This window comes from Streptomyces sp. NPDC049627 (assembly GCF_044465645.1).
GTDB lineage: Bacteria > Actinomycetota > Actinomycetes > Streptomycetales > Streptomycetaceae > Streptomyces.
This window is the reverse complement of sequence record NZ_JBITLW010000014.1, coordinates 199,221-218,780: the sequence shown is the minus strand read 5'-3', so window position 1 is coordinate 218,780 and position 19,560 is coordinate 199,221. Positions and strand designations below refer to the sequence as shown.

Below are 19,560 nucleotides of genomic sequence, written 5' to 3'. Positions count from 1 at the left end.
TACGGTACGCCGTTGCGTCGCCGTACGGTCACGCGGTGTGTGCGAGTGATGATAGCCCTGCTCATTGAGTCTTCAAGGGCCTTGCAATCTTCCGGGGTTGGAGAGCGCGCAACGGGAAACGCGGTTCAGCACATGCACAAGCCGAACCAGCCCCCACACGCGAGCGAGGGAGGCAGCCATGGGGACCGAACGCACGCCCTCCGAGGCGATGGCGGACGACGCGTACCAGCCCACCGGAAGCAACGAGGAACAGCAGGACGCGGCGCCGCTCGACCTGCAGGACGCCGTCGACGAGCGGACCTACGACGACACCCTCGACGAGGGCTACTCCCCGCCGGAGAAGCCGCTCGGCGTGACCAAGCACGGCATCACGGCCGCCGAACAGCACGACGGCGAGACCCTCGACCAGCGGCTCACCCAGGAGGTCCCCGACGTGGCCGAGCCGGCCGGCGACGGCGTGGGCGACCTGCCGGGCGGCGCGGGGGAGCCCGTGGATCCCGAGGCGGGCGCCGAGCGCGCGGGACGCCTGGTCGCCCCGGACGAAGGGGCGCACGCCGACACCACCAAGGAGGAGATCGCCTCCGACAAGGGCGTGGACGCCGGCGCGGCCGGCGCGGAGGAGGCCGCGATGCACGTCGTCGAGGACGACACCCGGCTGCCGGAGGGCGACCAGGAGCCCTGACGCGGCGCCTCAGTCCCCGATGCGGTCGATCTGCCGCAACCTGTTCGTGGCGTCCAGCGCGGCGACCTTGTACGACTCCGCGAGGGTCGGATAGTTGAACACCGCGTCGACCAGGTAGTCGACGGTTCCCCCGCACCCCATCACCGACTGCCCGATGTGGATGAGCTCCGTCGCCCCGGTGCCGAAGCAGTGCACCCCGAGCAGCGTGCGGTCCTCGGGGTAGACCAGCAGTTTCAGCATGCCGTGCGAGTCGCCGATGATCTGCCCGCGGGCCAGCTCCCGGTAGCGGGAGATGCCGACCTCGAACGGCACCCGGTCCTCGGTGAGCTGGTCCTCGGTCCGCCCCACGAAGCTGATCTCCGGGATGGTGTAGATGCCGATCGGCTGGAGGTTGTGCATCCGGCCGACGGGCTCCCCGCAGGCGTGGTACGCCGCCGCGCGCCCCTGTTCCATCGAGGTCGCCGCCAGCGCCGGGAAGCCGATGACGTCGCCGACGGCGTAGATGTGCGGCACCTCGGTGCGGTAGTGCTCGTCTACCGTGATCCGGCCGCGCGGGTCCGCCGTCAGCCCGGCCTTGTCCAGGTCGAGCCCGTCGGTGAGCCCCTGCCGTCCGGCCGAGTACATCACCGCGTCGGCGGGTATCTTCTTGCCGCTCTCCAGGACGGTCAGCGTCCCCCGGGGATGCCGCTCGACCGCGGCGACGGTCTCCCCGAAGCGGAACGTCACGGCGAGGTCCCGCAGGTGGTACTTGAGCGACTCGATCACCTCGACGTCGCACATGTCGAGCATCCCCGCCCGCTTCTCCACCACGGTGACCTTGCTGCCCAGCGCGGCGAACATCGAGGCGTACTCCATGCCGATCACACCGGCACCGACGATCACCATGGAGCGCGGCACCCGTTCCAGCGTGAGGACGTTGTCGGAATCCATGATCGTCCGCCCGTCGAACTCCACACTGTCCGGCCGCGCGGGCCGGGTACCGGTGGCGATCACGATGTGCTCGGCGGTCAGCAGCCGTTCATGGCCGGTGACCTCGCGCAGCGCGACCGTGTGGGGGTCGGTGAAGCGGCCGGTCCCCGCGTACAGGGCGACGTGGTTGCGGGCCAGCTGACTGCGGATGACGTCCACCTCGCGGCCGACCACGTGCTGGGTGCGGGCGGTCAGGTCGGCGACGGTGATGTCCTCCTTCAGTCGGTAGCTCTGGCCGTACAGATCGCGCTGGGTGAGGCCGGTCAGGTACAGCACCGCCTCCCGCATGGTCTTGGAGGGGATGGTCCCGGTGTGGATGGAGACGCCGCCGACCATGTCGGGGCGGTCGACGACGGCGACCCGGCGGCCCAGCTTGGCCGCGGCGATGGCGGCCTTCTGGCCACCCGGGCCGGATCCGATGACGAGCATGTCGAAGTCGGGCACCTTCCGGAGTCTGACAGCCGGAGCACCTCTGACGAAAGGGTGAGCGGAAAACCATTGATGGTGTGAAGTGCCGGAGAAGCCACGGAAGTTGTGCTTCCTCCTTTGCTCCGAGGCCGAAGTGCCCGCAGCCGGTCGGCTGGGCCTTGCGGCGGATCGGCGTCATTACCCGGATATGGGCCGATAATGCGGCTATGGGTCATCGACTCGCGGACGCGAGCGCACCGGCCCGGCTGGCCGCCCCTGAGGAGGGCATCGGCCGGGACGAACTGGCGCTGGCGACCCGCAACCACGGCCTCCCGCTCGAAGCCCTGCGTCACGACGTCACCCCGCCGGGCCTGCACTACGTCCTGACCCATTACGACATCCCGTACATCCCCGAGGACTCCCCGTGGCACCTGACCCTCGGTGGCCGTGTCCGCCGCCCGCTGCGCCTGGATCTGGCCGGTCTGCGGACGTTCCCGCAGATCACCACCCGGGTCACGCTGGAGTGCGCGGGCAACGGCCGGGCCCTGCTGACCCCCCGGCCGGTCAGCCAGCCCTGGCTGGTCGAGGCGGTCGGCACCGCCGAGTGGACGGGCGTACCCCTGCGCCTGCTGCTCGCCGAGGCCGCAGTCGAGCCCGACGCGGTCGACGTGGTCTTCACCGGGGCGGATCACGGGGTCGAGCGCGGCGTCGAGCAGGACTACCAGCGCGCGCTGCCCCTGGACGTGGCCGCGGGCACCGATCCCGAGGTGCTGGTGGCGTACGCGATGAACGGTGCCCCGCTGCCACCGCAGCACGGCCGTCCACTGCGGCTGGTCGTACCCGGCTGGTACGGCATGGCACACGTGAAGTGGCTGCGCGAGGTGACGGTCACGGACGTACCGTTCACGGGTTTCCAGCAAGCGGTCGCCTACCGGCTGCGCCGGCACCCCGAGGACGAGGGCGAGCCGGTGACCCGGATCGCGCCGCGCGCCCTGCTGGTGCCACCCGGCTTCCCGGACTTCATGTCCCGGACCCGTGTCGTGCGGCCCGGCCCGGTGGCCCTGGAGGGGCGTGCCTGGTCCGGGCAGGCCCCAGTGGCCCGCGTCGAGGTCAGCACGGACGCGGGGCGCAGCTGGCAGGAGGCCGGGCTGGAACCGGACACGGGGCACCGGTGGGCGTGGCGCCGCTGGCGGCACAGCTGGACGGCGACGCCGGGCGAGCATGTGCTCAGCGCACGGGCCACCGACGCCGAGGGGCACACCCAGCCGCTGGTCCCGCCCTGGAACCGGGGAGGCTTCGCCAACAACCTCGTGCAGCGGGTGCCGGTGGTGTGCCCGGACGAGGACCGTGCCTAGAGGCCTTCGTCCGGGTCAGGGCGGCGTCGCGCCCTGGGCCGGGGAGTCCGCGGGCACGGCACAGCAGCCGCATCGGCCGCCTCGGGTGCCGTACCGCACCCGAGAGCGACCCGTGCGGACCGTGGCGGGCGCGGTCAGGGCAGCAGCTTGTCCAGGGCGGAGGGACCCTCTGCCTCCAGCTTGCGCTTGGCCCATTCCAGATTGCGTGGGGTGATGTCCTTGCCTGAGGCAAGCACGATGTCCTCGGGGGACACCTCGGTGCCGGTGCGGGCGTGGAGCAGGTCGTCCGGGGTGGCGCGCTCCCCGGACGGCCCGGAGGCTTCGGGCTGGGACGTCGGCATCATCTCTGCTCCTCGGATCCGGAGACTTCTTCGGGCCCGGTGCGGTCATCGGGTCTGTTATCACCATTCAACGCCGGAGCGGACCCTGCATCCGGAGGCGGACGAACCCCGCTGTGCACCGGTCGGCCCCTGGACCTCCGGGGTACCTCTCTGCACCGGAGGGAAACCGCCCGAGGCCCGGACGGGCCACCACCCGGCCGGGCCGGCGGCGGCTCGCGTCAGCCCTCGAAGGGCGTGAGCGTCAGCCGTATCCCCGTCGGCGCCGTGTCCTGGATGTACGACGCGAAGTCGGCCACGTCGTCGAAGGCGAAGCCGTACGCCTTGCCGTCCTGCGTGGCCGCGTGCATCGCCTTGGCGTAGTGGTTGGTCAGGCCGGTCCGGTAGAAGGCGGCGGCGTCGGTCGTCGGCTGAGCCGCATGGCTGATCAGCGTCGAGCGGTTGAACCCGGCGCCCAGCACGGCGGCGACCGGCCCGGTCGTGCCGTCGTTGGGTGCGGCGAGGCTGCCGTCGCAGAACAGCACGTCCCGGGTCGACGGCTTGGCGAAGGACACCTGGGCGGGCCCGTCGAAGGTGAACCGCTCACCGCGCACCCGCCCCGTGAAGGTGCCCGCGTTGGTGGTGACGGTGAGGTCCCGCCCGGTGTACGTGCTCCACACCTCGTCGATGTACGGGGCGAAGTAGTCCTTGGCGAACAGGCCGGCGTCCAGACCGTGCCCCGGAGCGATCACGCGGGTGTCGTCGACGACGAGCCGTGCGAACTCCTCGACCTGGCGGACCGCGGCGAACGCGGCCGCACGTCCTCCGGACCGCAGTGTGCCCGTCGTCTGGTCCTTGGCGCCCGTCAGCCGGATGCTCAGGGGCACGCTGAACATGTCGACCATGGTGGTGTTGCAGAACATGCCGGCGTCGTTGAAGGTGAACTCCGCACAGTCGTGCAGCACCGGGTAGTTCGGGTCCGACGTCACCCAGCCCGCCGGGTACTGGAGCGCGGCGTTGCCGTTGCCGTCGGCGACGGCCTTGAACTTGAGCTTCTGGCCGAGCGCCACATAGATCCGGCCGGACATCCGGGGGAGGGACAGCCGGGTCTCGCCGCTGCCGGACAGGCTGATGGCGTAGTCGGTGAAGCCGTCGGCGCCGTTGTCCGAGAGGGCGATCGGCGCGAGGGTGCCGTCCGGCGTGACGCGCACCTGCCTGCCGTCCTGGTTGCCGACGATGTAGACGTGGACGTTCGCGTTGTCGAAGGATCCGCTGTCGTTGACGATCGTGAGCGGCAGCGAGTCGGCCGCGGCTCGCGGGGCGCCGTCGGTGGTCGTGCCCGCGAGGGCGTACGGGGCAACGGCGGCGACAGCGGGCGCGGCGACGGCCGCGCCGCCGAGGGCGAAGAGGAGCCTGCGGCGACCGAGACGGCGCTGATGGCGGGATGTCATGTGGGGGGTCTCCCGGAGTACGTGTGCGGGTACTTGTGCTGCGCGGTGGGGAGACGTACGAGCGAGCGGGCGATCTGAGAGCGCTCTCTCACCGGGTGTCACCGCCACCGGTGGGCCCCGATGCTACGCACGGCCCCCGCACGATCCAACGGGTCTGCGAGGATCCCAAATCGCCCTGAACTGCGGAAACTTGAAAGACCACGGAATGACCACGACCGCTTAACCCTGACCTAAGGCTCACTTAAGGCGTACAGGGGTTCTGAGAGCGCTCCCGGCAGGCCGTGGAATTCCGTGGACGTGCGCGCGGAAGATCACGTACTGTGTTGCTCCACGCCCTGAGACGGACGGAAGGAGGCGAGTGCCGTGCGGTTCACACCTTTCCAGCGCTCCCACTTCCGTTGCCCCGGCGTGCTTCTCACGATCTGACCGGGAGCGCTCCAAGCAGCCTGTATCCCGGAGGAATCCGTGACCGATCTGGTCATCCGCGCGCTCTCCGCGAGCGACGCCCATCTCTTCGACGCCCACCCCGACCCGCTCGGCGCCCGTGAGGGACACCGGCGGACCCGGTTCCGCCCCGAGTGGCAGCGGGTGGCCCTGCGCGACGGCACGGTCGTCGCCCGGGGCGCCTGGTGGGGCGGCCCCGACGACTCGGAGCCGATCAACATCAACTGGTTCGACGTGGCCGAGGGCGAGGAGGAGGCCGGCGCCGAACTCCTGCGCACCGCCCCCTGGCAGGTCGAACTCGAGATCAACCTGCCCGGTGACTGGCGTGAGGAGCCCGAGCTGAAAGCCGCCGCCGAGGCCCGCTTCAACGCCGCACGTGCCGCCGGATACGACCTCCTGGTGGAACGCTTCCTGTACCGCTGGACCCCGGAGCACGGCCTGCCCGAGCGCCCCGGACGCCTGCGTTTCCACGCCGAACCCGATGACGCGGTCTTCTTCGACGCGCTGCGCCGCATCCATTCCGTCACCCTCGACGCCCACTCGCTGCGGGCCATCGAGGAGGGCGGCCTCGACCGGGCCGCCCAGGAGGAACTCGACTTCTTCCACTGGTGCCCCTCCCCGCGGGAGTGGTGGCAGCTCGCGCACACCCCGGACGGCGAGCTCGCCGGCATCCACATCCCGGCACACAACCCCTCGGGCCCGACCGTCGGCTTCATCGGAGTCGTCCCGGAACAGCGCGGCCGCGGCTACGCCTACGACCTCCTCGCGGAATGCACCCACTTCCTCGTCCAGCAGGGCGCGGAGTTCGTCACCGCAGCGACGGACCGGGGCAACTTCCCCATGGCCGCCAACTTCGCGAAGGCGGGCTTCCCGATCGTCAAGGAGCGCATCAACTTCCATGCGGCGGGCCGGTCCTAGCGAGGAGTAGCACGAAGAGGCAGTACTGAGCGGGCGGTCCGGCCTCGGGTCCGGGCCGCCTGTCAGTGCCGGGTGGCATGCTGATCGGCGGTGTGATCGGCAGCGGGCGCGGGGGTGGGGGCATGGGTTTCGACGGTGAGGTCTGGCGGGTGCGCGGCGGCGACGATCCGGTCGGGGAGATCCTGATCGACGAGGCCGACTTCCCCTGGCTGTCGGGCCGTTTCACGCCCGGCCCCGGGTACGACGCGGTCCGCGCCCTGTTCGCCCGTGAACTCGCCCTGCTGGAGCGGTACGACGACGCCTGGGAGGCGTGGGAGGCGGCCTACGACGAGATCCGAAGACGGGTCTCGCTGTGCTCACCGGACGGCCCTGTCGCCGAGTTCCTGCTGCACATCGAGGGCGACAGGGCCTGGTTCCGGTGGAGCGAGGAGCGGTTCGCGGACTGACGGCGCGTCCGGTCCGCCGGTCAGCTCGTCATGGCGGCGAACATGCCGGGCGCGTAGGAACCGCCCTGGTTGTTGAGGATCACGCCGAACCGGTTGGACCGGCCGAGACGCGCGAGGCACTCGGCGCGTATTCCAACGGGCGGTCGCACCGGGCGACGTGCAAAGTCTGCTCGACATCCTCGCGCCGGATGTGGTCTTCCTGGGCGACGGCGACGGAGTCGTGCAGGCCACGCTGCAACCGGCACAGGTGAACGGCCGGCCGACGCTGGGTCTCCGGCTCGACGGCGCCATCGACACCGTCCCGGCGGTACGCATCGACGACGGCCTCATCACCGGGCTCTATGCCGTGCGCTAACCCCGAAGAGCTGTCGCGCAGGCAGCGCGAGACCGTCCGCACCGGTGACGCCCATGACAGGCAGCACAAGCGGGTCGGTGGCTGCCCCGTCAGGCCCCGCCGTTCAACAGCGCTTCGGCCGCGGCCAGAATCTCCGTGACCCGCAGGCCGAACGCCGCGTCGCACGCGTGTGCCTGCCCGGTGCGGGAGGCGGCCAGCAGGGCGTCCCCGGCGCGGATCAGGGCGGACACCGCGCTCTCGCTGCTCGCCGGGAGCTGCGTCACCCCGGCGGCGCCCCGCAGTTCCACCGCTGCTCCCGCGGCCGCGGGCGGCGCCGTGAGGCTCAGGGCGAGCGTGCTCGACGCGCCGCCGACGTGCTCGAGGACCAGATGGACGGTGTCGCCCGGGCCCGGCGCGGCCGCCGTCACACGCCGCGCGTCACCCAGGACCGGCAGCAGCACGGACAGCGCGTGCGGACCCACGTCCCACAGCGCACCCTTCTCCCGCCGCCACGGCGACGCCGCGAACGGGTTGCTGCCGTCACCGCCGAACAACGCGCCGAGCCACTCCGCCCGCCCCGTGAACCAGCCCCCGGAGGCGGCCTGTTCGGTGATCCACGCCTCGGTCTCCGGCTGGAAACGGGCCGTGAAGAAGACGACCGAGGCCACACCGGCCTCCTCGGCCGCCTCGGCGACCGCCCGTCCTTCCTCCACCGTCAGCGCGAGCGGCTTGTCCAGCAGCAGATGGCGCCCCGCCCGCGCGGCCCGCACCGCCAAGTCGGCCTGGACGGCCGGCGGCAGGGCCACGGCGACGGCGTCCACGTCGGCGAGCAGCGTGTCGACGTCGTCGTAGGCGCGCACGCCGTGGCTGTCGGCCAACTCCTTGGCGGCGGCCGCACGTCGGCCCCACACTCCCGCGAACTCCAGCTCGCTGTGCCGGCTCAGGGCGGGAGCGTAGGCCATCCGGGCCCACGGGCCGGTGCCGAGCAGTCCTATGCGCATGCCGCCGCCTCTCACTGTGCTGGTCGGGCACGAGCGTGCACATCAACCGGGAGGCCGCGCAAGTGGACCGGGGGCCCGTCCCACCGCCAGGGATTCAGTGGTGCCGTCGCTGAATGCGTTCTCTTTCTTCCATTGGACCTCGCGCGGGCGCTACAGCCACGCTGGTGTACGTCCGGCACAGGGTGCCGTTCCCCGTAATGTTCCCGAGCGACAGCCGGAAAGAGGTCACGAGCCCATGCACACCCACCGCATCGGTGACGTCGAGGTCAGCGCGATCGGTCTGGGCGCGATGCCCATGTCGATCGAGGGGCGCCCGGACGAGACACGTTCTCTCGCCACGCTGCACGCCGCGCTCGATGCCGGCGTGACCCTCATCGACACCGCGGACGCCTACCACCGGGACGCGGACGAGGTCGGCCACAACGAGACCCTGATCGCCAAGGCCCTCGCCTCCCACGACCGGGGCAAGGACGTCCTGGTCGCCACCAAGGGCGGTCATCTGCGCCCCGGCGACGGCAGCTGGACCCTGGACGGCAGCCCCCGGCACCTCAAGGAGGCCTGCGAGGCGTCCCTGCGCCGGCTCGGCGTCGAGGCCATCGGGCTCTACCAGTTCCACCGCCCCGACCCCCGGGTGCCGTACGCCGAGTCGGTCGGCGCCGTACGCGACCTGCTCGACGAGGGCAAGATCCGCATGGCTGGGATCTCCAACGCGAACCCCGACCAGATCAGGCAGGCGAACGAGATCCTCGGCGGTCGGCTGGTCTCCGTACAGAACCAGTTCTCCCCGGCGTTCCGCTCCAGCGAGCCGGAGCTGCGCCTGTGCGACGAGCTCGGCATCGCGTTCCTGCCCTGGAGCCCGCTCGGCGGCATCTCCCGGGCGCGTGAACTGGGGTCCGCCTACGCCCCGTTCGCCCGGGTCGCCGGGGCCCACGGGGTGAGCCCGCAGCGGGTGTGCCTGGCGTGGATGCTCGCCAAGTCGCCGGTCGTCGTGCCGATTCCGGGCGCGAGCCGGCCGGAGACGATCCTGGACTCGCTCGCCGCGACCGGTCTCCTGCTCTCCGCCGAGGAGATCGCGGAGCTGGACGCCGTCTGAGGCTCTTCCGGGAACCGGTGGTCGAGCGCGTGTACGACAGACCGCTCGACCACCGCTGCCGTGACGAACACCCCGTATGCACCCTCGCCCGCTGTTCCGCGCAACGGTGGCGCGGATGCTCACGCGGCGCTGCTGCTGCGCGGCATCCCGTGCCGGCACGTCACGTCGTGCTGGCTGCCGAGGCTCGTCCACCAGCGCTCGCAGCACGCCGAGTCGAGCTCCGCCCGGACGATCGCCTCGGCGGCATCGCCACCGCGCCCCGCCTGCGCGACCATCTCCAGGAGCCACCGACGCTGTTCGCCGATCACGGTCTCCCGTACGACGGCGATGAGCGGCACAAGGCCGGCGGCGGCGAACAGGCATGCGGCCCACGCGGGGCCGTACCGGACTTCGAGGACAGAGGTCCAGGCGAGCCCCGCGCTCGTGGCGATGTAGAGGGCGCAGAGGAGGCGGCTGTAGTGATTCATGGGTGTACACCGTCCTTCGGGAGGATCGACACACCTTGTCCAACTACTGACTGCCCATGGGGACTCGGGTGATTTATTCCACCGTGACTGACGACGGCCCTCCACCGGTAATGACTAGGGCCTGTCCTCGGCGAGGACCGCGGTCTTCCCCCGGAACGCCGAGCGGTAGGCGTACGGCGTGGTGCCGACCACCCGGCGGAAACGGTCACGGAACGCCGTCGGTGAGCCGAACCCCGCCTGGCGGGCGATCCGCTCGACCGGGTGATCGCTGTTCTCCAGCAGATACTGCGCCCGCCGCACACGTGTCCGCAGCAGCCACTGCAGCGGAGTCGTGCCGGTCTGCTCACGGAAGCGGCGGCTGAGGGTGCGCTCGCTCATGCCCGAGTGCGCCGCCATCTCCGCCAGGGTGATCTCCCGGGCCAGGTTGTCCTCGATCCACTCCAGGAGAGGTTCGAGCGCCGAGCCGCGCGGCACAGGCGGGTGCTCGTGCACGATGAACTGCGCCTGCCCGCCCTCCCGTTCGAGCGGTACGACGGACATGCGCGCGGTGTGCGCGGCGACGGCCGATCCCAGGTCCTGCCGGATCATGTGCAGGCACATGTCCAGTCCCGCGGCGGCTCCGGCGGAGGTGAGGATCTGCCCGTTGTCGACGTACAGCACGTCCGGCTGCACATCGACGCGCGGGAAGCGCCGGGCCAGTTCGTCGGTGGCCATCCAGTGGGTGGTGGCGCGCAGCCCGTCCAGCAGCCCGGCCTCGGCCAGGACGAAGGCGCCCACGCACACGGAAGCGATCCGGGTGCCGGCCTGCGCGGCCTCCCGAAGGGCCGCCACCACCCGGGCGGAGGGCGGGCCGGTCCCGTCGCAGCCCGGCACGATGACCGTGTCCGCGTCCGCAAGCGCGTCGAGCCCCCGGTCGATCCGCAGCGCGAAGCCCTCCGTGGGCACCTCCGGCGACTCGGCGCACAGCCGGACGCGGTAGGGGCGGCGGCCGTCCGGAAGCCGCGTCCAGCCGAACATCTGGAAGGGCGTCGCCATGTCGAACGGCACCACGTGGTCGAGGACCAGGATCGCGACGTTGTGCATGAGGCGCCACCCTAGGCGGATTCCCGCCATCCACAAAAGAGCAGGTCACGAGCGACGGGTGAAGCGGGGCACTGGACACACTGGTGGCGAGAACCCGTTGGGTGCTGTCGTTTCAGCCCCTGTGCGATCACCGGGGAGATCCCTAACGTGGTCCGGGCCGGGCCGCCCGCACCGACAGGGCAGGGGCCCTTGACCACCACGCCGACACGGAGACCGACACCACCCGATGACCAAGATCCTTCTCACGCTTCACGTCCTGGCCGCCATCGTCGCCGTCGGTCCCGTCACCGTCGCGGCCAGCATGTTCCCGCCGGCCGCGCGCCGCGTCCCCGCGGCGGACGGTGCGGTGGCGGTCGGCACCGTCCGGCTCCTGCACCGCATCTGCCGCGTCTACGCGGGCATCGGAGTCTCGGTGCCCGTCCTCGGCCTGGCCACCGCCCTGGCGATGGACGTCCTGGGCAGCGGCTGGCTCGTCGCGTCCATCGGGCTGACCGCCGCGGCCGCCGGAATCCTGGTCGCCTTCGTCCTGCCCCGCCAGGAGGAACTCCTCGACCGGCTGAACGCCGCCAAGCCCGTCGAGCGCCCGGCCACCGTGCAACTCGCCCTGTTCACCGGCGTCTTCAACCTCCTGTGGGCCACCGTCACCGTCCTGATGATCGTCCGGCCGGGCTCGACGACGGGTGCCTGAACCGGGGGAGGGGCCCACGGTGACGCTGCGGGGCGGCAGTCCGTGGTCGTCTGCCGTCAAGTGCCGTCAAGCGCTCTGGCAGAATTCGTACTTCAGTGTGCGTCGGCGCCTAGACTCGACAGCCTTGCCCATATGCACACAGGGCCACGACAGGAAAGGCGCGTTGACGGGTGTTCCAGGATTCCCCCATTTACGACCGGCTCATCGCGGAGCGCGGCGACATCCCCACCCAGGTGCGCAGGGAGGCCGAACGCGTCAGCAGGGAAGTGGAGTTCGCCATGCAGCCGCTGCTGTCCGGCGGCAACGCGCCGGCCCCCGGCCTTCCCACCGGACTCCCCACGGCCCCGCCCCCGACATGGCAGCGCAGCGCCCTGCCGCCCGGCCCGCCGCACCGCTGAGCCCGCTCAGATGACCTTCGCGCTCGCCCCGTTGACGTGCGACTCCCGCCCGGAAGTGGGCCGGGCGAGCCACTCGGCGATGGCGCGGGCGATCGGCTGCCCTGTGTCGACCTCGATGAATCCGAACTGTCCCGACTGATTGCACTCCAGGAACCACCACGTCCCGTCGGCGTCCTCGACGAAGTCGAAGGCGCCGTAGGCGAGTTCGGCCTCCCGCAGATAGGCGCGGACGGCCTCGGCGACGCGGGGCGCGACGTCGACGGGATGCCACGGCGCCCCGGACCCGTCGAAGCGTACGTCCACCTCGGCCTCGGCGTCGGCGGTCCTGCGGGCGGCCAGCAGTCGCTCGCCCACCGCGGTGAGACGGATGTCGGCGCGCTTGGCCACGCGCCGTTGCAGCAGGGTGGGGCCGAACGCGACCGCAGAGAAGTCCGCGTCCGGGGCCACCCTGCTGGTCGGCACCGCCAGGGGCGGGTCCTGCGGATGCGCGCCGGACACCGGCTTGACCACGAGGTCCGGGTACCGCTCGGCGAACTCACGGGCGGCCTGCGGGAACGTCGTGATCAGCGTGGCCGGCACGGGCAGGCCGCAGCGCTGGGCCAGCCGCAACTGCCAGGGCTTGTAACGGGCCCGGCGCGCCGCGTCGGGGTGGTTCATCCAGCGGGCGTCACACCCGCGCAGCATGCCGTAGAGCGCCTGCCCGGCCTCCTCCGCCAGCCAGGCCGACGGTGCGGCCGCCCGGGCGGCAGGGGTCCCGGGCCTGCGCATCCACACGGACCGCAGCCCGCCGATGCTCACCAGCCGTCCCGCAGCCGACAGATGGCCGCGGAACGCGCCGTGCACATACTCGCCCGACAGTGCGACCCCGCCGGTCAGGTCGGCGGGGTCGAGCCGGACCACCGGGACGCCCGAGGCGTTCAGGTGCACGACCACCATGTCCGCCGTCACGTCCGCTTCGCTGGTCAGAATCAAGACGGTCATCGACGTCGGCCTGTGTTCAGTCGTCGAAGTGAGTCTTCGAGCCCGCGGTGGACGTCGTGGTGCCCAGCTCCCGCAACAGCGCATGATCACAGGCGGCTATCCGCCCGTCACGCAGCACGTTCAACTGCAGACCGGAGTCATAGACGTACGGAGCGGTGGCCTCCAACTCCGCTGCCGGCCGTGCGTAGTTGAGCGCGAACGGTTGCATCGTCTCTCCCTCACAGGTGCTGCTCCGAACGAGCCTGATCACCCGGCGCCGCCCCTCGGTCCGTCGACGCCCTTTTGCTTTCTCTTACTTAAACGAATCGAACGCGTGGTTGGTTTCCTTACTTTCTGTAATCAACGGGGTCGGGCGGTCCCGTCCGGGGGGAACGGCGCATCGCGCGCAGTGCCAGCAGGAGCACGCCGATGTCGTCCAGATACACCGGATCCGGCACCAGATCGGCCGGCAGCACGAAGTACAGCAGGGCGCCCCAGAACACCCATCGCGGCCCGGTCGGCAGTCCGGCGCGCCGCATCATGCGCCGGGTGCGCACGAGTCGCACCAGCACCCCGACGGCCACGGCGAGCAGGACGGCCGCGAGGGCAGCGGCGACGACGATCAGCGTGGTGGTCGACTCCACGGACCCTCCTTCTGCGGGGGTGCGCACCACACGCACTGCTGGTCGGATTCCCGCTTGCGGCGAACGCATTGCATGACGGCCGTCACCAGACGCACCCCCTCACCCGTCAGGACGGAAGACGCGCAATGCGGCCGAGCCACCTGCCTGGCCAGGTGCGTGAACCGTCCACACCGGCACTGGAGTGAACCCACTCGACGCAGTACGCGCCCTGTACGAGTCCTGCGCAGCCGCCGTACGCACAGGGCGCACGAGCCCGCACGCCGGTCCCCGTGCTCCTTCCGCCGCCGCTAGGCCGTGTCCGCAAAGTCCCGCCTGCCCCGCGACGCCTGGCACGCCCTCTCGCCGCACCGGGCGAAAGCCCAAGTACGCCCAGTACGAGGGCTTCCGCCCGGCACGCCGAGAGCACGCACCAGACGCCGCGGGGCCCGCCCTCCGGGCGGACGACGGGACTTTGCGGACACGGCCTAGCGGTCCGACGCCTCCGGCTGCGTCTGGACGGCTCCGTCTTCCCGCGTACCGTTCGCGTCCGAGGCGGCCTTGCGTGAGCGGGCGGAGCTCTTGAGGCGCTCGAAGGTCCGGGTCAGCTGCTGAAGGGGAGACGCCGGCGGGGCGGCGAGTGACCGGGGCGACGCCCCGCTCACGGTGTCGGCGGACTCCCGGTAGGCGGCCAGCGCCGCGTGCGCCTGCTCGGCCGCCTCCCGGTACAGGTCGCGGGACTTCGTCATCGCCTCGAGCGCCTCGGCGTACATCGCCACCAGCTTGCGCTCGCGGGCCAGCTCCTCCTCGAGCGTCAGCAGCCGCCAGTCCTCCCGCAGGGCGGTGACGGCTTCCTCGCCGCCGTCCGGCAGGGGCCGCTGCAGCGCGGCGAAGCGCGTCACGGCATGGATGAGCTCGGCCGGCTCCGAGCCGTCCAGGAAGACGGTGCGTACGGCGAAGTCGTCCGCCTCGTAGTCCGCCGGCACGGGAGCCCCGGGCAGCACCACGGCGCCTCCGCGCGGCACCTGTACGCCGACGTCCCGCAGTGCCCAGTTCACGACGCGCAGCTGACTCGGCGCGGCCCGGTGTTCGACGACCCGGTGGCGCAGGCTCGGTGGCAGCATCCCGGCCAGGGGCACGCGGCCGTGCCGGTCCGGGGTCATGGCCTCGTGGACGACGACATGGATGCTCCAGCGGTCGCGGGCGGCGTCCCGCAACCCGCGCCGTACGGCCTTGTCGTCCGACGGGAGCGGGTTGATGTCCCGCAGGCGCAGGCCCGTGACCGCCTCGTGGTCCCAGCTCGCGTCCGGCTCCTGCGGCCAGAACATGGCGGCCGGCGACGGCCATCGCGGGTCCCACGGGGCCTCCGCCTCCGCGGCCAGCACCCACTCCTGCCCGTCGCCGGAACCCGGCTGGAGGGTCAGCCGGGCCCGCACGGTCACCGACCCGGCGACCCGCCACCGGGCCTCGAAGATCTGCAGCGGGGTGCCCTCGGCCTCGGGCACCTCCACGGAGTCGTCCAGGAAGTCGTCGATGACCCCGTTGTCCTTGAGCTGCCGCAGGCTGAGCCGGAGGACGTCTTCAGCGGCGGGTCCGAGGTGGCGGCCACGGGCCAACCACACCGAGGGCGGGGTCGTGGGGCGGGCGCTGGAGGAGCTGGGCATCGGTCCATCTGTGGCCGGGGGCACGTGCGCGTACCAGTATCGTCGCCGCCGCCGGATGTCGGTCAGGCGGGGTCCGCACACGGGGTGTGCGCGGTCCGCACAGCTCAACTGCCGCTCACTCGTGGCCCGCGCCACATTCGGTCATGACAATGACTCGGTGAGCAGGACCCGCCCACCATCCGCATTGGGGCGGGTCCTGCTCACGCCGTGCCGTCGGCTCAGCCGTGGTAGGTGATGTAGCCGTTGCCGTCCGGGTCGCTGCCGCTCTTGGTGTAGGAGTGCAGGTCGGCGCCGGCGCCCGAGGGCTTGTAGAGCTTGATGGTGTCCTTGTCGTTGTTCCACATGAAGTTGCAGTTGTCGCGGTACACGACGTTCCTGCTGTCGGAGTCGGTGCCGTGGCCGCCCCGGAGCTTCACGTAGTCACCGGGCTGGAGATAGTGGTTCGCGGTGAAGACGAACTTGTTGGTGCTGCTGGCGTCCCGCACGACGTAACCCTTGAGGTTCACGGTCCTGCTCGACGAGTAGTTCTTGATCGTCACGTATTCCTCGTCGGTGTTGCCCGTGGAGCAGTTGTTGGAGTCCCGGCCGGGGGCGTCGTACTGGATGCCCTTGATCTTCAGCGCGGACGAGTACTCGGTGGCCTGGGCCGGTACGGCGGACAGCGCGGCGAGTGCGCCGGCCGTGACGGCGGTTGTGGCGAAATGGCGTATGCGCATGGAGAAACATCCCCCCTGTGTGGAGCTTCCGTGAAGATCAGGAGTGTAGGCATCGCCCACGCGTGGCGGTGCGGTTTCGCCGAAATGTGAGACGTGGGCGGGTCAGTGGGGGTAGGCACGCGGTGGCCGCTGATGAGTCAGCCCGTCGCGGAACTTTGCGATGACCGAGCTGATCTGGCGCATGAGCGCGGTGTTCTCGAGCCGGTCGAGATAGAGGTTGCGCCGCGCGAGGGCGGGCGCGTCGACGCAGAAGTACAGCGCCATGAGGGGATTGACGAACAACTCGCTGTCCTTGGTCCGCTCGGTGAACCGTACGTCGCCGAATTCGCCGCGCGCGGCGGCGGCGACGGAACCCTGCACGATGCTCGGGTGGTCCGGCGTGCACCGCTGGGCGTGCTCCACCGCGTCGAGGTAGAGGCGCCCCTCACGGCTGTCGCGCGGCAGAGAGAAGGCGCCGAGGTAGCCGCCCTCGCGGTCCAGCGCGGCGAGATTCTCCAGCACCAGGGAGTGGTTGACCCCGTGATAGGAGTCGACCCCGAATCCGAGACTCGCCACCAGCCGCACGGGAACCTCGTCGAGTCCGGCCACGGCGGCGAGGCTTGCCATGTCCTCCTCCGGTGTGCCCAGGCCGTTCTCGTCACCGCGCATCAGGATGTCGGTCCCGCCGTCCACCAGCACAATGGCGTCCACGCCGCCCAGGTGCTCCAGGAGCGTGCGGTAGGCGGCCCTGAGCGGCCGGACGCCGGTGAGCGGGAACGCGTACACCGTGTCCGGCAGGCCCTGTAGGCCCAGCCACTGCGCGAGGGTGCGCTCGGGGAAGTAGTCGCCGCGGGTAGCGGTGTCCGGGCGTATCGCGGCGACATCGACGTCCACCCACACGTCGAGGGCCAGCCCGTACAGGTCCGCGAAGGACAGATTGGCGAGATGGACGTCTTTGCCGGCCGCCCGCAGCGCGAGGGCCAGCGGCACACCGGCGTACACGTCGAAACCGCCGCCCGCACCGGCGACGAGGACCCGCCGCGCATCGCGCAGCCGGGTGAAGAAGGGGGGCTCCAGAAGTGAGAACACCGAGGGACGCTAACAGGCGGCGATCACCGCTGCCCGCCTCGCATACTTACTGCCGTGGCTATCTATGACGCGCTCGGTGCGACATATGCCCGGACCCGACAGCCCGATCCCCGGATCGCCGCGCAGATCCACGCGGCGCTCGGGGACGCCGAACACGTGGTCAACGTCGGGGCGGGCAGCGGCTCGTACGAACCACCGCGGACGGTCCTCGCGGTCGAGCCCAGCCGGGTCATGATCAGCCAGCGTCCGCCCGGAGCGGCGCCTGCGGTGCAAGCCGTCGCGGAACGCCTCCCGCTGCGCGACAACGCCGCCGACGCCGTCATGGCGCTGCTGACCGTCCACCACTGGGCCGACTTGAGGGCCGGGATCAGAGAACTGCGCCGAGTCGCCCGCCGCCGCATCGTCGTCCTGACCTGGGACCAGCGCGTCTTCCGTGAGCGGTTCTGGCTCGTGCGCGACTACCTCCCCGAGGCGGCCGTGTACGACGACACCCGCGCTGTTCCTTGCGAGCAGCTGATCGATCTGCTCGGCGGCGGACGCCAGGAACCGGTCGCCGTCCCCCATGACTGCGTCGACGGCTTCGGCGCCGCGTACTGGCGCCGTCCGCACGCCTACCTCGACCCGCACGTGCGCGCGGGGATCTCCATGCTGGCCCAGACCGGAGACGACGCGCTCGCGCCGGGGCTGGCCCGGCTGGCGGACGACTTGAAGACCGGCCGCTGGCACAGGCGTTACGCCGAGCTGCACACCCTCGAAGTCATGGATGTCGGCTACCGGCTGCTGGTGGCCGACCGCTGACCCCTCAACCGCTCAGCCGGCCTTGTGGCGCTGGTAGTGGCGGGCCACGCGCATGCGGTTTCCGCAGCGTGCGGCCGAGCACCAGCGGCGGCGTGGATGGGTGGGCAGGAAGAGCGTCACGCAGTCGTCGGCCTCGCACTTGCGGATCTTGGTGACGGCCGGATCGGCCAACAGTTCGGCGGCGGCCTCCGCGAGGCAGGCGGCCAGCCGTCGGCCCGGTGAGCCGTCGCGCCGGCGCGTCGCGGTCACCGCCGACCCGTCCCACATCAGTTCGTTGATCGCCGGCGCGGCGCGCTGTGCCCGGTTGAGCGCCTCCAGATCGGCGGCCAGGGGCTCGTCGCCCCGCCGCACGCGGTCGAGCGCGCGGGCGGTGTGCTCGCGCACGGCCCGCACGGCGCTGAGGTCCGCCGCGGTGACCTCCTGTGGCATCTCGTCCGGGAGGCGGTCGGCCTGCAATGTCCACCAAGCCCGCAGGTCGCGGGGTGTCGTGAGCGCGTCGCCGGCGGAGGTGCGGGTGTTGACCAGGTCCAGCGCGAGCGGTTCTCCGGTCAGCGGCGCGAGATCACTCATAGGGCTAATGCTACACGAGCCCCTTGACGCGTTAGGCCGCCAGGAGGTACACCTAATGCATCAATCGACAATCAAGGGATTAGGCATGCTTGCGCCGATCACCCGCATCCGCCATCGCCACGTCGAGGTCGACGGCGTCCGCGTCTTCTACCGGGAGTCCCTCCCCGACCGGTCCGACGCGCCCGTCCTGCTGCTCCTGCACGGCTTTCCGTCCGGTTCCCACCAGTTCCGCAGCCTCATCGACGTGCTCGGCTCGCACTACCGGCTGATCGCCCCGGACTACCCCGGTTTCGGGCACACCCAGGCGCCGGACGGCTTCACCTACTCCTTCGACGAACTCGCCGGCATCACCGAAGGGTTCGTCCGGCACATCGGGCTCGAGCAGTTCGTGATGTACGTCTTCGACTTCGGCGCACCCATCGGCTTCCGCATCGCCGAACGCCACCCCGAATGGATCGCCGGGCTGGTCGTGCAGAACGCCAACGCCTACGAGGAAGGCCTCTCGGACGCCGCCCGCGGACTCATCGGCCTGACCCCCGACACCCCCGGCGCCCAGGACGTCGTCCACGGCCTGCTCACGCTCGACGGCACCCGCAGCCAGTACGAGACCGGCGTCACCGACCCCGACCTCGTCGCCCCGGACGGCTGGACCCTGGACCAGCACTTCCTCGACCTGCCGGGCCGCAAGGAGGCCCAGCAGGCACTGCTCTTCGACTACCACTCCAACGTCGAGCGCTACGCCGACTGGCAGGCGTGGCTGCGCCGGCACACCCCGCCCGCCCTGATCGTCTGGGGGACCGGCGACCCCTTCTTCACCGAGTCCGGGGCCCGCTCCTACCTGCGCGACCTGCCCGACGCCGAACTCCACCTCCTCGACACCGGTCACTTCGCACTCGAGACCCACCTGCCTCGGATCGCCCCGCTGATCGCCGACTTCCTGGACCGCGCCTGGAAGTGAGCGGCAAGGGGACGCCTGAGGGGGGCGGGGGTGTCAAACCCCGCCCCCCCGCCCGCGCTCTTGTGGGCTTACGCGCCCCGCTCCCCGGGCGAGTCCGCGCGCGCGACGGTCTTAAAGCGCGCACCGCCCGCCGGCGCGCCCCCCCCCCGAGC

At 71.2% G+C, this 19,560-nt stretch carries 24 protein-coding genes; 10 read left to right on the top strand and 14 right to left on the bottom strand.

Features of this window, described 5'->3' with window-relative positions:
* The first annotated feature begins 178 nt into the window (after positions 1-178).
* A complete protein-coding gene (locus ACIBU0_RS34305) occupies positions 179-682 on the top strand; it encodes a DUF5709 domain-containing protein (RefSeq protein WP_398826492.1) in 504 nt (167 codons plus the stop codon).
* Positions 683-691: 9 nt separating this feature from the next.
* Here ACIBU0_RS34305 and sthA read toward each other — a convergent pair whose 3' ends face one another.
* Positions 692-2,095: a Si-specific NAD(P)(+) transhydrogenase gene (gene sthA, locus ACIBU0_RS34300; protein WP_398826490.1), complete on the bottom strand. Its 1,404-nt coding sequence runs from the start codon at positions 2,093-2,095 to the stop codon at positions 692-694.
* Positions 2,096-2,286: 191 nt separating this feature from the next.
* Between sthA and ACIBU0_RS34295 the strand changes: the two genes are divergently transcribed.
* Complete coding sequence (locus tag ACIBU0_RS34295; RefSeq protein ID WP_398826488.1) at positions 2,287-3,414, top strand: sulfite oxidase; 1,128 nt, start codon at positions 2,287-2,289, stop codon at positions 3,412-3,414.
* Between the two features lie 134 nt (positions 3,415-3,548).
* On the opposite strand, the gene ACIBU0_RS34290 is transcribed toward ACIBU0_RS34295, so the two are convergent.
* Positions 3,549-3,755 carry a hypothetical protein gene (locus ACIBU0_RS34290; RefSeq protein WP_398826664.1) on the bottom strand — a complete coding sequence of 69 codons (207 nt, stop codon included), beginning with the start codon at positions 3,753-3,755 and terminating at the stop codon, positions 3,549-3,551.
* Between the two features lie 218 nt (positions 3,756-3,973).
* Positions 3,974-5,182: a glycoside hydrolase family 64 protein gene (locus ACIBU0_RS34285; RefSeq protein WP_398826486.1), complete on the bottom strand. Its 1,209-nt coding sequence runs from the start codon at positions 5,180-5,182 to the stop codon at positions 3,974-3,976.
* 465 nt (positions 5,183-5,647) lie between these two features.
* Here ACIBU0_RS34285 and ACIBU0_RS34280 point away from each other — a divergent pair, with 465 nt between their 5' ends.
* Positions 5,648-6,544 carry a GNAT family N-acetyltransferase gene (locus ACIBU0_RS34280; RefSeq protein WP_398826484.1) on the top strand — a complete coding sequence of 299 codons (897 nt, stop codon included), beginning with the start codon at positions 5,648-5,650 and terminating at the stop codon, positions 6,542-6,544.
* A 122-nt stretch (positions 6,545-6,666) separates the two neighbouring features.
* A complete protein-coding gene (locus tag ACIBU0_RS34275; RefSeq protein WP_398826482.1) occupies positions 6,667-6,990 on the top strand; it encodes a hypothetical protein in 324 nt (107 codons plus the stop codon).
* Positions 6,991-7,010: 20 nt separating this feature from the next.
* Here the strand turns inward: ACIBU0_RS34275 and ACIBU0_RS34270 are convergent, their stop codons facing one another.
* Positions 7,011-7,139 (bottom strand): hypothetical protein, encoded by a 129-nt coding sequence (locus ACIBU0_RS34270; RefSeq protein WP_398826480.1) that lies wholly within the window; start codon positions 7,137-7,139, stop codon positions 7,011-7,013.
* Between the two features lie 8 nt (positions 7,140-7,147).
* Here ACIBU0_RS34270 and ACIBU0_RS34265 point away from each other — a divergent pair, with 8 nt between their 5' ends.
* The gene (locus tag ACIBU0_RS34265; protein WP_398826478.1) at positions 7,148-7,345 is read left to right on the top strand and encodes a hypothetical protein; all 198 of its coding nucleotides are present in this window, start codon (positions 7,148-7,150) and stop codon (positions 7,343-7,345) included.
* Between the two features lie 89 nt (positions 7,346-7,434).
* Here ACIBU0_RS34265 and ACIBU0_RS34260 read toward each other — a convergent pair whose 3' ends face one another.
* Positions 7,435-8,325, bottom strand: coding sequence for a Gfo/Idh/MocA family protein (locus ACIBU0_RS34260; RefSeq protein WP_398826476.1), 891 nt, complete (start codon positions 8,323-8,325; stop codon positions 7,435-7,437).
* Positions 8,326-8,560: 235 nt separating this feature from the next.
* On the opposite strand from ACIBU0_RS34260, the gene ACIBU0_RS34255 reads away from it, so the two are divergent.
* Entirely contained in the window at positions 8,561-9,418 is an 858-nt protein-coding gene (locus ACIBU0_RS34255) for an aldo/keto reductase (protein WP_398826474.1), read from the top strand.
* 119 nt (positions 9,419-9,537) lie between these two features.
* Here ACIBU0_RS34255 and ACIBU0_RS34250 read toward each other — a convergent pair whose 3' ends face one another.
* Positions 9,538-9,885: a hypothetical protein gene (locus ACIBU0_RS34250; protein ID WP_398826472.1), complete on the bottom strand. Its 348-nt coding sequence runs from the start codon at positions 9,883-9,885 to the stop codon at positions 9,538-9,540.
* A gap of 114 nt (positions 9,886-9,999) precedes the next feature.
* A complete protein-coding gene (locus ACIBU0_RS34245) occupies positions 10,000-10,968 on the bottom strand; it encodes a GlxA family transcriptional regulator (protein ID WP_398826470.1) in 969 nt (322 codons plus the stop codon).
* A gap of 226 nt (positions 10,969-11,194) precedes the next feature.
* Between ACIBU0_RS34245 and ACIBU0_RS34240 the strand changes: the two genes are divergently transcribed.
* Together ACIBU0_RS34240 and ACIBU0_RS34235 are read left to right on the top strand one after the other, a co-directional pair.
* Entirely contained in the window at positions 11,195-11,656 is a 462-nt protein-coding gene (locus tag ACIBU0_RS34240; protein WP_398826468.1) for a DUF2269 family protein, read from the top strand.
* A gap of 170 nt (positions 11,657-11,826) precedes the next feature.
* The gene (locus ACIBU0_RS34235; RefSeq protein ID WP_398826466.1) at positions 11,827-12,054 is read left to right on the top strand and encodes a hypothetical protein; all 228 of its coding nucleotides are present in this window, start codon (positions 11,827-11,829) and stop codon (positions 12,052-12,054) included.
* 6 nt (positions 12,055-12,060) lie between these two features.
* Here the strand turns inward: ACIBU0_RS34235 and tgmB are convergent, their stop codons facing one another.
* From tgmB to ACIBU0_RS34205, 6 genes are all read right to left on the bottom strand, one after another.
* Complete coding sequence (gene tgmB, locus ACIBU0_RS34230) at positions 12,061-13,035, bottom strand: ATP-grasp ribosomal peptide maturase (protein ID WP_398826465.1); 975 nt, start codon at positions 13,033-13,035, stop codon at positions 12,061-12,063.
* A 16-nt stretch (positions 13,036-13,051) separates the two neighbouring features.
* Complete coding sequence (gene tgmA / locus ACIBU0_RS34225) at positions 13,052-13,243, bottom strand: putative ATP-grasp-modified RiPP (protein ID WP_398826463.1); 192 nt, start codon at positions 13,241-13,243, stop codon at positions 13,052-13,054.
* A 118-nt stretch (positions 13,244-13,361) separates the two neighbouring features.
* On the bottom strand, positions 13,362-13,658 hold the full coding sequence (locus ACIBU0_RS34220) for a YkvA family protein (protein WP_398826461.1): 297 nt from the start codon (positions 13,656-13,658) through the stop codon (positions 13,362-13,364).
* Positions 13,659-14,122: 464 nt separating this feature from the next.
* Positions 14,123-15,298, bottom strand: a complete 1,176-nt coding sequence (locus ACIBU0_RS34215) for a hypothetical protein (RefSeq protein WP_398826459.1) — start codon at positions 15,296-15,298, stop codon at positions 14,123-14,125.
* A 218-nt stretch (positions 15,299-15,516) separates the two neighbouring features.
* Positions 15,517-16,014, bottom strand: coding sequence for a lamin tail domain-containing protein (locus tag ACIBU0_RS34210; RefSeq protein ID WP_398826457.1), 498 nt, complete (start codon positions 16,012-16,014; stop codon positions 15,517-15,519).
* 102 nt (positions 16,015-16,116) lie between these two features.
* On the bottom strand, positions 16,117-17,082 hold the full coding sequence (locus ACIBU0_RS34205; RefSeq protein WP_398826455.1) for a DUF1152 domain-containing protein: 966 nt from the start codon (positions 17,080-17,082) through the stop codon (positions 16,117-16,119).
* A gap of 54 nt (positions 17,083-17,136) precedes the next feature.
* Here ACIBU0_RS34205 and ACIBU0_RS34200 point away from each other — a divergent pair, with 54 nt between their 5' ends.
* Complete coding sequence (locus ACIBU0_RS34200) at positions 17,137-17,880, top strand: methyltransferase domain-containing protein (RefSeq protein WP_398826454.1); 744 nt, start codon at positions 17,137-17,139, stop codon at positions 17,878-17,880.
* A gap of 12 nt (positions 17,881-17,892) precedes the next feature.
* On the opposite strand, the gene ACIBU0_RS34195 is transcribed toward ACIBU0_RS34200, so the two are convergent.
* Positions 17,893-18,450 (bottom strand): CGNR zinc finger domain-containing protein, encoded by a 558-nt coding sequence (locus tag ACIBU0_RS34195; protein WP_398826452.1) that lies wholly within the window; start codon positions 18,448-18,450, stop codon positions 17,893-17,895.
* An 85-nt stretch (positions 18,451-18,535) separates the two neighbouring features.
* On the opposite strand from ACIBU0_RS34195, the gene ACIBU0_RS34190 reads away from it, so the two are divergent.
* The gene (locus tag ACIBU0_RS34190) at positions 18,536-19,408 is read left to right on the top strand and encodes an alpha/beta fold hydrolase (RefSeq protein WP_398826450.1); all 873 of its coding nucleotides are present in this window, start codon (positions 18,536-18,538) and stop codon (positions 19,406-19,408) included.
* Positions 19,409-19,560 lie beyond the last annotated feature (152 nt).